At 57.6% G+C, this 12,710-nt stretch carries 14 protein-coding genes; 9 read left to right on the top strand and 5 right to left on the bottom strand.

Going from position 1 to position 12,710, the window contains the following annotated elements; translation table 11 throughout:
* Positions 1-11: 11 nt before the first annotated feature.
* Positions 12-221 (bottom strand): hypothetical protein, encoded by a 210-nt coding sequence (locus tag ACG74X_RS13415; protein ID WP_411235445.1) that lies wholly within the window; start codon positions 219-221, stop codon positions 12-14.
* Positions 222-450: 229 nt separating this feature from the next.
* Here ACG74X_RS13415 and pheS point away from each other — a divergent pair, with 229 nt between their 5' ends.
* The 7 genes from pheS (at position 451) to ACG74X_RS13380 (ending at position 6,853) form a co-directional block, all read left to right on the top strand.
* A complete protein-coding gene (gene pheS, locus ACG74X_RS13410; RefSeq protein WP_411235443.1) occupies positions 451-1,524 on the top strand; it encodes a phenylalanine--tRNA ligase subunit alpha in 1,074 nt (357 codons plus the stop codon).
* A complete protein-coding gene (locus tag ACG74X_RS13405; protein ID WP_411235441.1) occupies positions 1,521-1,973 on the top strand; it encodes a hypothetical protein in 453 nt (150 codons plus the stop codon). The genes pheS and ACG74X_RS13405 overlap by 4 nt, the downstream gene beginning before the upstream one ends.
* A gap of 14 nt (positions 1,974-1,987) precedes the next feature.
* Positions 1,988-4,384 (top strand): phenylalanine--tRNA ligase subunit beta, encoded by a 2,397-nt coding sequence (pheT, locus tag ACG74X_RS13400; RefSeq protein ID WP_411235439.1) that lies wholly within the window; start codon positions 1,988-1,990, stop codon positions 4,382-4,384.
* 16 nt (positions 4,385-4,400) lie between these two features.
* Entirely contained in the window at positions 4,401-5,033 is a 633-nt protein-coding gene (locus tag ACG74X_RS13395) for a class I SAM-dependent methyltransferase (RefSeq protein WP_411235438.1), read from the top strand.
* Between the two features lie 56 nt (positions 5,034-5,089).
* The gene (locus ACG74X_RS13390) at positions 5,090-5,539 is read left to right on the top strand and encodes a YtoQ family protein (protein WP_411235437.1); all 450 of its coding nucleotides are present in this window, start codon (positions 5,090-5,092) and stop codon (positions 5,537-5,539) included.
* A gap of 129 nt (positions 5,540-5,668) precedes the next feature.
* Positions 5,669-6,094, top strand: a complete 426-nt coding sequence (gene mscL, locus ACG74X_RS13385) for a large conductance mechanosensitive channel protein MscL (protein WP_411235435.1) — start codon at positions 5,669-5,671, stop codon at positions 6,092-6,094.
* A gap of 123 nt (positions 6,095-6,217) precedes the next feature.
* On the top strand, positions 6,218-6,853 hold the full coding sequence (locus tag ACG74X_RS13380; protein WP_411235433.1) for a glutathione S-transferase: 636 nt from the start codon (positions 6,218-6,220) through the stop codon (positions 6,851-6,853).
* A gap of 26 nt (positions 6,854-6,879) precedes the next feature.
* Here ACG74X_RS13380 and ald read toward each other — a convergent pair whose 3' ends face one another.
* Complete coding sequence (gene ald / locus ACG74X_RS13375) at positions 6,880-8,001, bottom strand: alanine dehydrogenase (protein WP_411235431.1); 1,122 nt, start codon at positions 7,999-8,001, stop codon at positions 6,880-6,882.
* Between the two features lie 135 nt (positions 8,002-8,136).
* Between ald and ACG74X_RS13370 the strand changes: the two genes are divergently transcribed.
* Positions 8,137-8,595 (top strand): Lrp/AsnC family transcriptional regulator, encoded by a 459-nt coding sequence (locus ACG74X_RS13370; RefSeq protein WP_411235429.1) that lies wholly within the window; start codon positions 8,137-8,139, stop codon positions 8,593-8,595.
* 122 nt (positions 8,596-8,717) lie between these two features.
* Positions 8,718-9,152, top strand: a complete 435-nt coding sequence (locus ACG74X_RS13365) for an FKBP-type peptidyl-prolyl cis-trans isomerase (protein ID WP_411235427.1) — start codon at positions 8,718-8,720, stop codon at positions 9,150-9,152.
* 13 nt (positions 9,153-9,165) lie between these two features.
* On the opposite strand, the gene ACG74X_RS13360 is transcribed toward ACG74X_RS13365, so the two are convergent.
* The 3 genes from ACG74X_RS13360 to ACG74X_RS13350 all read right to left on the bottom strand — a co-directional run bounded on the left by ACG74X_RS13360 (position 9,166) and on the right by ACG74X_RS13350 (position 12,654).
* Positions 9,166-9,981, bottom strand: a complete 816-nt coding sequence (locus tag ACG74X_RS13360; protein ID WP_411235425.1) for a LysR family transcriptional regulator — start codon at positions 9,979-9,981, stop codon at positions 9,166-9,168.
* Positions 9,982-10,198: 217 nt separating this feature from the next.
* The gene (gene metG / locus ACG74X_RS13355) at positions 10,199-11,917 is read right to left on the bottom strand and encodes a methionine--tRNA ligase (protein ID WP_411235424.1); all 1,719 of its coding nucleotides are present in this window, start codon (positions 11,915-11,917) and stop codon (positions 10,199-10,201) included.
* Between the two features lie 104 nt (positions 11,918-12,021).
* Positions 12,022-12,654 carry an ImuA family protein gene (locus ACG74X_RS13350; protein ID WP_411235422.1) on the bottom strand — a complete coding sequence of 211 codons (633 nt, stop codon included), beginning with the start codon at positions 12,652-12,654 and terminating at the stop codon, positions 12,022-12,024.
* Between the last annotated feature and the right edge of the window lie 56 nt (positions 12,655-12,710).

The raw sequence follows: 12,710 nt of genomic DNA, 5'->3' as shown, positions 1-12,710 counted from the left end.
AAAAATCTCTTTTACTTGTAAAATGTCACCGACAGTCCATCGTCATGGGATTGAAAATGAATCTGCAAATTCAGCATGCTCGCGGCTTCACGCATCATCTTTTCATGCTCGGCCAGGTTCAGATCGGTTCGGCTGTCGTCGATCGTGACCGCGAGGCCAAGCTCGCACACCATCTGCTGCAGATAGCTTTTCAGCCGATGGGAATAGAAAATACCGTTCATCCAGACCTCGAATCGTCACCCTGCCGAAACACTACACTATGAAGTGCCAAAGCGTCGATATAGCGTAACGGGTTTTCCGGCATACACAATGTTGTATGTGCGTGAAATCTGTGGATATTTCTGAAAATGGCGCTGCGCCGGGCATTTGGCGCAGGCCGAAATCGGTGGCTGGCTTGCGTCCATGTGAACGGAGGGCTAGGGAAAGCGCAACATCGGGCCGGAGGGTGAAATGGACGACTTGCGCGACAAATATCTGGGACTGATTGCCGAGGCAAACGACGAGTCCGCGCTGGAAAACCTGCGCGTGCAGGCCGTTGGCAAAAAGGGCGAGATCAGCCTGAAAATGCGCGAACTTGGCAAAATGACCCCGGAGGAGCGTCAGATCGCGGGTCCGGCGCTGAATGCGCTGAAGGATGAGATCAATTCTGCGCTTTCGGCAAAGAAAGCCGGGCTTGAGGATGCGGCGCTAGACGAACGTCTGCGCGGTGAATGGCTTGACGTGACCCTGCCGGGGCGGTCACGCCGTCATGGCACCATTCACCCGATCAGCCAGGTCACCGAAGAGGTCAGCGCGATCTTTGCCGATATGGGTTTTGCGGTTGCCGAAGGGCCGCAGATTGACAGCGATTGGTATAATTTCGACGCGCTCAACATTCCCGGCCACCATCCCGCGCGGGCCGAGATGGACACGTTCTACATGCACCGCTCGGAAGGCGACGACCGCCCGCCGCATGTATTGCGCACGCATACCTCGCCGGTGCAGATCCGGTCGATGGAAAAGCAGGGCGCGCCAATCCGTATCATTGCGCCGGGGCGTGTGTACCGGGCTGATTACGACCAAACCCATACACCGATGTTCCATCAGGTCGAGGGGCTTGCGATCGACAAGGACATCTCGATGGCGAACCTGAAATGGGTGCTCGAAGAGTTTGTGAAGGCCTATTTCGAAGTGGACGACGTTGAATTACGCTTCCGCGCGTCGCATTTCCCGTTCACCGAACCGTCCGCCGAGGTTGACATCCGTTGTTCCTGGGAAGGCGGTACGCTGAAAGTGGGTGAAGGCGATGATTGGCTCGAAATTTTGGGCTCGGGCATGGTGCACCCCAAAGTCCTGCAAAACGCGGGCGTCGATCCGCGCGAATGGCAGGGCTTTGCCTTTGGCATGGGCATCGACCGCATTGCGATGCTGAAATACGGCATCCCGGACCTGCGCGCGTTCTTCGATTCCGACCTGCGCTGGCTGCGGCATTACGGGTTCAGCGCGCTGGATGTGCCGACGTTGCATGGGGGGCTGAGTGGGTGATTTTAAGCTGGCTGCTGCCTTTTGGCGGGTTTCTCTTAACTCTAGTTGGCTTCGTTTTAGGAAGAACTGTCAGCGAGTCGGAGAAGATTCTGGCGGAGAAGCGGCGGGTCTACGAACACTTTATCACTCAATGTCCTGTTCCAAATGAAGCGTATGATTTGGCCGACGATGAGACAATAAAGACGAGGTCCGAACGACTGCATAAAGCGCAAGGTGCGCTCCTGCTATACGCAGCACCATCTGTGGCGGTTGCTGTCAGCATATATCTAAAAAAATTCTCTGAAGCAGACATGATATTAGGATCTGAATCGCCCCCGCTGCATGACAAATACAAAGAACTGGCACAGGCGCACAATGATATAATTTTGGAAATGAGAAGGGATGCTTTGGCGTGGTCCGCCTTTGGCTATCGTGGGAAAACACGACTACCTACTTTGTCCAGCAACTAAGAAAGTGGCTCTAGATGAAATTCACCCTCTCCTGGCTGAAAAAGCACCTCGACACCACGGCGACCGTGGACGAGATCACCTATGCGCTGACCGATCTGGGGCTTGAGGTCGAAGGGGTCGAAAACCCTGTCGAAAAGCTCAACGCCTTCACGCTGGCGAAAGTCACCCATGCCGAGCAGCACCCGGATGCGGATCGGTTGCGCGTTTGCACGGTTGCGACGGATGAGGGCGACAAGCAGATCGTCTGCGGTGCGCCCAATGCGCGGGAAGGCATTACCGTGGTTCTGGCGAAACCGGGCGATTATGTGCCGGGGATTGATGTCACCTTGTCTGTTGGCAAGATCCGCGGCGTTGAAAGCCACGGGATGATGGCGTCCGAGCGGGAGTTGGAGCTGTCAGACGAACATGAAGGCATTATCGAGCTGCCCTCAGGCGAAATCGGCCAGCGCTTTGTCGATTGGTTGCAGGAAAACGATCCGGCCAAGGTTGATCCGGTGATCGAGATTGCCATCACGCCGAACCGCCCCGACGCGCTGGGCGTGCAAGGGATCGCACGGGATCTGGCCGCGCGTGGATTGGGGACGCTGATCGCCAAGGATGTCGATCCGGTTCCCGCACAGTTTCAGGCGGAGATGTCGGTGTCTATTGATGACGACACACTGGATGGATGCCCGTTGTTCTGCGGGCGCATCATTCGCGGCGTCAAGAACGGGCCAAGCCCCGCATGGCTGCAGGATCAGCTGCGCGCCATCGGATTGCGCCCGATCAACTTTCTGGTCGATGTGACCAATTTCTTCACCTATGACCGCAATCGCCCGCTGCATGTGTTCGACCTGGCAAAAGTGAAGGGCAACTTGCGGGTGCATCGCGCGGCAGGCGGTGAAGACCTGCTGGCGCTGGATGGCAAGACATATACGTTCCAGCCGGGGCAGATGGTGATCTCGGATGAGCAGGGCCCCGAAAGCATTGCCGGTGTCATGGGCGGAGAGGCCACGGGCTGCACAGACGAAACCACGGATGTTTTTGTCGAAAGCGCGTATTGGAACCCGATCCAGATCGCCTATACCGGCCGAGCGTTGAAGATCAATTCCGATGCGCGTTACCGGTTCGAACGGGGTGTCGATCCGGCCTTCACGCCCGAGGGGCTTGAATTGGCTGTGCGCATGATTGTCGATCACGCCGGCGGCGAAGCATCAGAGCTGATTGTCGCGGGGGCTGTTCCGGATGTTAGCCGCGCGTATCAACTTGAACCGGAACGCGTGATCTCGTTGGTGGGTATGGACATCCCCGAAGTCGAGCAGCGCCAGACATTGACCGCGCTTGGCTTTCGGTTGGAGGGCGATATGGCCCATGTGCCGTCCTGGCGCCCTGATGTGATGGGTCAGGCCGATCTGGTCGAGGAAGTGGCCCGGATTGCTTCGTTGACCAAACTCCAGGGCAAACCCCTGGCGCGCACTGATCCAGGTGTGCCAAAGCCGATCCTGTCGCCAATGCAACGCCGTGAACGCGCCGCGCGCCGGACCGCCGCAGCACTGGGTTATAATGAATGTGTGACCTACAGTTTCATCGACAAAGCGTCTGCTGCATTGTTCGGCGGAGGTGACGATGCCTCTATGTTGGCCAACCCGATCAGTTCAGAGCTGAGCCATATGCGCCCCGCTTTGCTGCCCGGTTTGTTGCAAGCCGCCGCCCGCAACCAGACGCGCGGATTTGCGGATATCGCGCTGTTTGAACTGGGCCACGTATTCTCTGGGGGAGAGCCGGGCGAGCAGCATCTGATGCTTGCAGGATTGCTGGTGGGCCGCACTGGGCCAAAAGATGTGCATGGGTCCTCCCGCGTCGTTGATGCGTTTGACGTGAAAGCGGATGCAGAGGCTTTGCTGGCCGCTATGGGTGCGCCGTCCAAGGCGCAAATCCGTCGTGGAGCAAGTGACTGGTGGCATCCGGGCCGTCACGGCGTGATTTGTCTGGGTCCGAAGAAGGTTCTGGGCGTTTTCGGGGAGCTTCACCCACGGGTTTTGAAGGCGATGGATGTTAAAGGGCCTGCGGTTGCCTTTACGCTCTGGCCCGAGGAAATCCCGATGCCACGTAAATCCGGCGCAACGCGTCCGGCGCTGGTGATCAATGATCTGCAAGCCGTAGAGCGCGATTTCGCGTTTGTCGTCGACAGCACGGTGTCGGCTCTTGATTTGGTGAACGCGGCTGCAGGGGCGGACAAGGCGCTTATCTCGGACGTGCGGGTTTTCGACGAATTCATCGGTGGCAGTTTGGGGGATGGCAAGAAATCCCTGGCGATCACTGTTCGGTTGCAACCGACCCAGGCGACGCTGAAAGAGGCTGACATCGAAATGGTCGCCAAGAAAATTGTCGAGAAGGTCGAAAAAGCCACCGGTGGCGTTTTGCGGGGCTAACGTATGAGGTGTCGCCATGTATGACTCTGCAAAGTTCTGGGACAAGACCGCAGACAAATACGCGGCGATGCCGGTCCGCAACCAAGACGCATATGACGCCTTGCTGGACCAGGTCCGCGCCTTTGCAGCGCCCGACAGCACCGTGCTTGAGCTGGGATGCGGGACCGGGTCGACGGCCATCGCCCTGGCCCCAAGCTTTGATCACATTGTGGCAACGGATGTGTCGTCGGGAATGTTGGAAAAAGGCCGTGAAAAGGCGCAGGATCAGCAGGTCGGAAATGTCGAGTTTGTTCTGGCCGACCCGACAGACGCGCCCGCGGGACCGTTTGACGTGGTGCTTGCCTTCAACCTGTTGCATCTGCTGAAAGATCTGGACGGTGCCTTGTCGGAAATTGCCGCGCGGCTCAAACCTGAGGGGGTTTTTGTTTCGAAAACCTTTTGCATGCCCGAACGTCGCGATCTGATCTGGGCCTTGATCACGGTCGGGCTGCCGCTGATGCAGGCCATTGGCAAAGCGCCTTTTTTCGCGAAACTGTCTGCGGCTGATCTCGAAAACGCGTTCACCCGCGCGGGGCTCACGATCGTTGAAAACCACAAAGCGCCGGGCAAAGATCCGCGCCGTACCATTGTGGCACGCCGGTCTGAATGATTTGCATCGGTCGCATTCTGCGATAGGCGTGAAATAGACATAAAAAGGAGAAAGTCATGGGATTGCGTGTTTACCTGTCCGGCGAAATTCACACCGATTGGCGTGAGCAGATCATTGAAGCCTGCGCTGGTCTGGACGTTACATTCGACAGCCCCGTCACTGACCATGCCGCCAGCGATGATTGCGGTGTTGCGATCCTGGGGGCCGAGGACAACAAGTATTGGCACGATCACAAAGGGGCGATGGTGAATGCCATTCGCACGCGGAAGGGCATCGCGGATGCCGATGTGGTGGTGGTTCGGTTTGGCGAAAAATACAAACAGTGGAATGCCGCATTCGATGCGGGCTATGCCAGCGCGCTGGGTAAATCGCTGATCATTCTGCAACAGCCCGAACATGACCACGCATTGAAAGAGGTGGATGCAGCGGCTTTGGCGATGACGCGCACACCGCAGGAAGTGGCGCAGATTTTGCGCTATGTTTTGACAGGGTCACTTCCCGGCTAGGCGTCTTGCGGCAAAGACCCGCAATTTCCCTGTGTCAAAGAGGTTGTCACGTGACAAATGAGAGGGCGGCGTTAACCTATGTCCGCGCTGCAAATTCTCCAGCGGCTTAAATAACGAGGGACGACCTTTATGATTCAGGAATTCAAGGACTTCATCGCCAAGGGCAATGTCATGGATATGGCGGTCGGCATTATCATCGGCGCGGCCTTTACGGCGATTGTCACGTCGCTGGTGGGCGATTTGATCAATCCGATTATCGCGCTTTTCACCGGTGGGATCGACTTCTCTGGCTGGTTCTACACGTTGGATGGCAGCGAACATGCCTCTCTTGCCGCAGCGCAAGACGCCGGTGCGGCTGTGTTTGCCATCGGGAATTTCATTATGGCGGTGATCAATTTTCTGATCATTGCGTTTGTTGTTTTCCTGCTGGTCAAAATGGTCAACCGGATCAAGGAAGCGGCTGAGAAGCCGGATGATGTCGCACCCGAGGTCGAAACGGGCCCGAGTGAGCTTGATGTTCTGCTGGAAATTCGCGATGCGCTGAAAAAAGGCTGATGCGATTGAGGAGGTGTCCGGCGACGTACATCTCCTGACGCGAATGGCCCTGCAGGCTCTGTTTTCCGCTTGGAGAGCTGTTTTGATGGCGACATTTTGATGGGGCATTCAGGTCAGGCGAACATGGTTCAGGATCCGGTCCTTTGGTCTTTTCGACGCTGCCCCTATGCAATGCGCGCGCGGCTTGCGGTGTTGAGTGCGGGTGTTCGGGTCGAGCTTCGGGAAATTCTGTTACGAGACAAGCCGGACGCCTTTGTTCAGACCTCCCCTTCGGCAACTGTGCCATGCCTTGCGGCGCAGAACCGTATCATTGACGAAAGTCTGGACATCATGATCTGGGCATTGAAACAGAACGACCCTGATCGTCTTTTGGAGATGCCGGACGACGCGTGGGGCCTGATCGAAGAAAATGACGGCCCGTTCAAGTTGGCGCTGGATCATACAAAATACGCAATGCGCTATCCCGACCTGGATCGGGATGCCGAGCGTCACAAGGCCGAGACGTTTCTTTTCGCATTGAACCAAAGGCTGGCAGGTCAGAGCCATCTGTTCGCCAACCGTCCAACGCTTGCCGATTATGCGATTTTTCCCTTTGTGCGACAGTTCGCAAATATTGATCGCAATTGGTTCGACGCGCAACCCTGGCCCAATTTGGCAGCGTGGTTGTCGCGATTTACCGAAAGTTCGGCGTTTGATCAGATCATGATCAAACACCCACCCTGGTCATCCAATGCGCCCCCGACGTGGTTTGGCGCATAGGCGGCCAGTTTTCGAATTGCTGAAGTTTACGCCGTTTTCAGCGCCATCTGCGGGGATGTCACGTCAAGCCCAAGTGCTTTGCCGACCGCAAAATAGGTTAATTTACCAGCATGGATATTCAGCCCGTTCAATAGGTGAGGATCATCTTCACAAGCTTGTTTCCATCCTTTGTCAGCAATGGCCAGCATGAACGGCATGGTGGCGTGGCCCAGGGCAATGGTTGATGTCCGTGCAACGGCACCGGGCATGTTTGCAACGCAGTAATGCATGATACCATCCACTTCGTAGATGGGGTCTTCATGAGTTGTGGCCTTGGAGGTTTCAAAACACCCGCCCTGGTCGATCGCCACATCCACCAGAACAGCGCCGGGCTTCATGGTGGCTAGGTCTGCCTTGCTGATAAGCGTGGGGGCTTCGGCACCCGGGATCAAGACCGCGCCCACAACCATGTCGGCCTGAGTGATCAGGTCTGCCACATTTGCCTGACTGGCATAGAGCGTGCGGAAACTGTTGCCGAAATTGTCATCAAGATAACGCATGCGTGGCAATGAGCGGTCAAGCACTGTGACCCGCGCGCCCATTCCCGCAGCGACACGCGCCGCATGTGTGCCCACGACACCACCGCCGATGACAACGATCTGGGCCGGGTTCACGCCGGGTACACCGCCAACCAGCACACCGCGCCCGCCATTTGCCTTTTGCAACGCCCACGCACCCATTTGCGGTGCCAATTTGCCGGCAACCTCGGACATTGGGGCAAGCAATGGAAGGCCGCCATTGGCATCGGTGACGGTTTCATAGGCAATGGCGGTACAGCCCGATGCCATCAGGTCTTTGGTTTGTTCGGGGTCGGGGGCAAGGTGCAGGTAGGCGAACAGCACCTGACCTTCGTTTAGCATCTTGCGTTCCGTTGCCTGGGGTTCCTTGACCTTCACGATCATGTCAGAGCGGTCATAGATGTCTTCGGCGCTCTCTGCGATTGATGCGCCCACAGACTGATATGCCGCGTCTTCAAACCCGGCTTCAACGCCTGCTCCGGCCTGAATCAGCACATCGTGACCATGTGCAATCGCTTCCTGTGCCGCACCGGGCGTCAGACCAACGCGAAATTCCTGCGGTTTGATTTCGGTCGGGCATCCGATTTTCATACACGTCTCCTTGGGGTCTTTTGATCCTGGCTTGGGGCATTCCAACCAAAATTGATCTGGATTTATGAAGCTATTTTCCCCAATGTTGAAAGACTCTTCTAAAAAATCCAACAATATTCGGAGACGTTTATCAACATGGCGCTGGATGACACAGATCGCCGAATTCTAAGAGTGCTGCAACGCAAGGGCCGCATGTCCAACGCGGAATTGGCCGACACTGTGCATCTTTCTGCATCGGCCTGCCATCGACGGGTGCAGCGACTAGAGGTAGATGGGTATATCCGTGACTATGTTGCGTTGCTGAATGCGCGCAAATTGGGCAAGCCAACGACCGTCTTTGTGGACATTACGCTTAACGGGCAAGCCGATGAGACGCTAGACGCGTTTGAAAAAGCTGTGGCGCGGGTGCCGGATGTTCTGGAATGTCATTTGATGGCGGGAACCGCCGACTATATCTTGAAGGTGGTTGCAGAAGATACGGAAGATTTTGCGCGTATCCACCGACAATATCTGACGCGATTGCCGGGTGTGGCTCAGATGCAAAGCTCTTTTGCGTTGCGGACGGTGTTCAGGACCACAGCGCTGCCCGTCTAAGTCAGCCCGTGTCAGATGGGACCGATTTGAAACTTTGGGCATCACTTGTTAAGATTGAGGCTCGAGAGAGGGTCTTTGAAAGGGAGGGCCGTCTCAAATGCACTTCCAAACATGGAGTTCTCATGACTCAGGTCAAAACGGGCGACACCGTCTCGATCCATTACACGGGTACATTGTCTGACGGGGAAACCTTTGACAGTTCAGATGGGCGCGAGCCTCTGGAGTTTGCCGTCGGTGCCGGACAGATCATTCCGGGCCTCGATCAGGCCATTCCGGGCATGTCGGTCGGCGACAAGAAAGTCGTTCAGGTTCCTGCCGATCAAGCCTACGGTCAGAAAGACCCGAATGCCCGACAGGCCGTGCCGCGTGCAGATATCCCGGCAGACATTCCGCTTGAGTCCGGGACGCAGTTGCAGATGCAGACACCAACTGGTCAGGTTGTGCCGGTGATGGTTGTCGATGTCACCGAAACCGAAGTGACGCTGGATGCAAACCATCCGCTGGCGGGCCAGGATCTGACCTTTGCGATCGAGCTGGTCGAGATCAAGGCAGCCTGATGTCGATCTGACATCACGTCAGAATTGAAACGATTTCCTCAATCGCGGTGCGGATGGGGGGATCGTGCCGGGCGTCCTGATGTGTGACCAGCCAGGCTTCGTGCGTCAGGTCGGTCACTGGTTCGGACAGTCTTTCAAGCGTCCCAAGCGTATCGCCGGCAAAAGTCGGCATCAAAATGCGCCCATGTCCGGCCAGCGCAAGGTCAAGACACAGTCGGGGATCATTTGCGATGGTGCGAATTTCCGACCCGCGATGATCGTGCAGCCAACGCTGCGAGGGGACGTTCGGCGGGGTGGCAATATAACCTGTGGCCCCGGCTGTGCCGTATTCCGCATAGTGAACGGTGGCAAGCTGACGGCGCGCCAGCCACGGGTGATCGGGCGGCGCGTTCCGGATTCCAATATCGGCCTCGCGCCGGGCCAGGTCCAGCGCGGCGTTGGCGGCGACGAAATGGGGATGCCAGGATCGGTTCACGTCGGGTTTCAAGGCGAAAGCGATCGCGCGGGATGTCCAGATCCCTGCAGTGATGCGCACCGGGGGTGCCCCGGTTTCTGCAGATTGCCACTTTGCAATCCGCCGCCGGATATCGGCCAAGCCACCAAGTTCGTCCGCCAAAGCGCGCCCATCCGCAGTGAGGGCGTATCCTGCGGGGCCGCGTTGAAAAAGCGGTCGGGACAGCGCGCGCTCTAACGCAGCCATCCGGCGTGACAGCGTCGGCAGGGGCATCCCGGTTGCACGGCTCGCCGCGCTAAGTGATCCGGATTGTGCGACCGTGGCGAAGAGCGACAGATCATCAAGCGACGCATGGGTTTCATTCATGAAACCCATGTTGCCCAGATCGCCGCATCAAATCCAGAATTTTCCAGCGTAAATTAGATGCACTCATTTCAGGAGTGTTACCAATGGACCGTGACCATCGCTTTCCTTGCCAGACGCCACATCCCATCACAGAGCGCGATATCATTAAGGCGCGCGTGCGCAGCTACAAAAAATGGGCCCGCCGCCGGTTCTGGCTTCGCTTGCGGGTGGCCGTTTTTGGCAGACGTCAGTCGCGTGTGCCCGAAAACCGCTCTTGCCAGCTTTCGCGTTCCTCGTCGGTGATCTTGCGGAACGTGACATCCGGAACCGAGAAAGCATGACCCACCTGCAAAGCGGACAGCGCAGACGCCGCATCTGTTGGCCAGGTCGCGTTCTCGCTATGCATCGCGGTCAACAATTGCGCCGACGCGTCCGGAATGAACGGGCTTGAGATCACCGCGTAAAACCGGATCAGATTGAGCGCGGTGCGGATCTGCATCGCTGCGGTTTGCGGATCTTCCTTGAAAGTTGCCCAAGGTGCTGCGTCCTGCAGATATTCGTTACCCAAGACCCAAAGCGCGCGCAGCGCATTGGCCGCTTTGCGGATTTCTATGGCATCCATATGGGCCTGATATTCGGCCAGCCCGCTGTCCAAAGCGGCGCTCAACTGTGCTTCGCGGTCACCGGGTGTGCCGCCATCGGGCACCTCTTCGCCGAACTTGGAACGGCAGAACTTGGTCACACGGGATGCGAAATTGCCCAACACATCCGCGAGATCCTTGTTCACCGACCCCTGAAAGTTTTCCCAGGTGAATTCACTGTCCGAACTTTCGGGCGCGTGGGACAGAAGCCACCAGCGCCAGTAATCGGCGGGCAGGATTTCAAGCGCCTGATCCATGAACACGCCGCGCCCCTGGGATGTGCTGAACTGGCCGCCATCGTAATTCAGATAGTTGAACGATTTGATGTAATCCACAAGTTTCCAAGGCTCGCCGGACCCAAGGATCGTCGCCGGGAAGGACAGTGTGTGGAAGGGCACGTTGTCCTTGCCCATGAACTGCGTGTAGCGCACATCATCGGCACCTTTGTCGGTGCGCCACCAGCGTTCCCAGTCCGCGTTTGTCTTGCCGTTCGCCTCGGCCCATTCACCGGCGCAGGCGATGTATTCGATAGGGGCGTCGAACCAGACATAGAAGACCTTGCCTTCCATACCGGGCCAGTCCTCGGTGCCTTTCTTGACGGGGATGCCCCAGTCCAGATCACGCGTGATGCCCCGGTCCTGAAGACCGTCGCCATCGTTCAGCCACTTCTTGGCGATGGAGGTGGTGAGCACCGGCCAGTCCGTCTTGCTGTCGATCCACTCTTGCAGTTTGCCGCGCATGTCGGACTGGCGCAGGTACAGATGCTTGGTCTCGCGCACTTCCAGATCGGTTGATCCAGAAATCGCGGAACGCGGGTCGATCAGGTCGGTTGGGTCCAGCTGCTTGGTGCAATTTTCGCACTGGTCGCCGCGCGCTTTGTCATAGCCGCAATTGGGGCAGGTGCCCTCGATATAGCGGTCGGGCAGGAAGCGTCCGTCGGCGTTGGAATAGACCTGCTTTTCGCTGACTTCGCGGATCAGGCCGGCATCAGCAAGACGCCCAGCGAAATGCTGGGTCAAGCGGTGGTTCTGTGGGCTGGAGGAGCGTCCGAAATGGTCAAAGGACAGGCGAAAGCCATCTGCAATTTCGGATTGAACGGCGTGCATCTCGCGGCAGAATTCGTCTACCGGTTTGCCGGCTTTGGCGGCGGCCAGTTCGGCGGGTGTGCCGTGTTCGTCCGTGGCGCACAGGAACATCACCTCGTCACCCCGAGCGCGCAGATAGCGGGCGTAAAGGTCTGCGGGCAGTTGGCTGCCCACAAGATTGCCAAGATGTTTGATCCCGTTGATATAAGGGATTGCCGACGTGATCAGATGCCGTGCCATGTGCTGTGCGCCTGCGTTTGGTATAGAGTTTCGGCCGCTTTAACGGATCGTAGGGCTAAGGACCAGTGGGTCAGTCTGTTTCACGACACACCGTATCAATCTGTTCACACAGCCGAAGCAGCGGCAGAGTTTGGCGGATGTGATGGGGCCAGACCGGAATCGCGATATTCGAGCAGCCATGTCCGGGGCGGAGCCATTCGGGCGCGCAGGCGTTCCAGCCTCCATTGATCGCCATCTGCAGTGTGCGCGGGCTGTAGGGACCAGCGTGTTTCGATGCCCGGTGCGCCGCCATTGTCCGGTGTCAGCAACAGCGCAAGCGGTCGGCATTGCCCCATGCCGCAGCCTGTTTCCGCCGCCAGATGCAGACGCCGCACCGGTGTCATGGCAGGTGCCGCGCCAAGATCGCCAATCACAACCGGGGCACAGCCTGCACGCAGGGCTTCCTCCATTGCCCAAAGCAAAGAGGATTCGCGGTCGGCGCGCACGAACAGCACATCTTTGGGAGAGATCAACGCAGACATGCCATCGGGGTTCAGCGTTTCAGACGATTTGGGTGTGGTGATCCAGATCACAGGCGCGCCGACTTGCGCCGCCAGCGCCAGCGCCAGCGTGCGTCGGGCAGAGCCACAAAGTTCGTGTACGCGACCCAAAGTCAGTGTGATGTCCGCATCCCCCAAAGAGACAAAGGGTGCGGGTGTGTGGGGGCGGCGCGACAAAAGGGCGGAAGCGGTTTGCATAGCCGCTGAGTATATATGTTCTTATTTTGTTCTCAAGAGTTTCCATGCAACTTGCA

Origin of the sequence: Marivita sp. S0852 (genome assembly GCF_046591575.1) — a bacterium.
Lineage (GTDB): Bacteria > Pseudomonadota > Alphaproteobacteria > Rhodobacterales > Rhodobacteraceae > Marivita.
Note: the sequence above shows the minus strand (reverse complement) of the source record. Positions and strands in the feature narration are given on the sequence as shown.

Coding starts and splice junctions, on each gene's coding strand:
- ACG74X_RS13365 (WP_411235427.1), top strand. CDS start 8,718: ATGACTCAGGTCAAAACGGGCGACACCGTCTCGATCCATTACACGGGT.
- ACG74X_RS13380 (WP_411235433.1), top strand. CDS start 6,218: ATGGTTCAGGATCCGGTCCTTTGGTCTTTTCGACGCTGCCCCTATGCA.
- pheT (WP_411235439.1), top strand. CDS start 1,988: ATGAAATTCACCCTCTCCTGGCTGAAAAAGCACCTCGACACCACGGCG.
- ACG74X_RS13390 (WP_411235437.1), top strand. CDS start 5,090: ATGGGATTGCGTGTTTACCTGTCCGGCGAAATTCACACCGATTGGCGT.
- ald (WP_411235431.1), bottom strand. CDS start 8,001: ATGAAAATCGGATGCCCGACCGAAATCAAACCGCAGGAATTTCGCGTT.
- ACG74X_RS13360 (WP_411235425.1), bottom strand. CDS start 9,981: ATGGGTTTCATGAATGAAACCCATGCGTCGCTTGATGATCTGTCGCTC.
- metG (WP_411235424.1), bottom strand. CDS start 11,917: ATGGCACGGCATCTGATCACGTCGGCAATCCCTTATATCAACGGGATC.
- ACG74X_RS13370 (WP_411235429.1), top strand. CDS start 8,137: ATGGCGCTGGATGACACAGATCGCCGAATTCTAAGAGTGCTGCAACGC.
- pheS (WP_411235443.1), top strand. CDS start 451: ATGGACGACTTGCGCGACAAATATCTGGGACTGATTGCCGAGGCAAAC.
- mscL (WP_411235435.1), top strand. CDS start 5,669: ATGATTCAGGAATTCAAGGACTTCATCGCCAAGGGCAATGTCATGGAT.
- ACG74X_RS13415 (WP_411235445.1), bottom strand. CDS start 221: ATGAACGGTATTTTCTATTCCCATCGGCTGAAAAGCTATCTGCAGCAG.
- ACG74X_RS13395 (WP_411235438.1), top strand. CDS start 4,401: ATGTATGACTCTGCAAAGTTCTGGGACAAGACCGCAGACAAATACGCG.
- ACG74X_RS13350 (WP_411235422.1), bottom strand. CDS start 12,654: ATGCAAACCGCTTCCGCCCTTTTGTCGCGCCGCCCCCACACACCCGCA.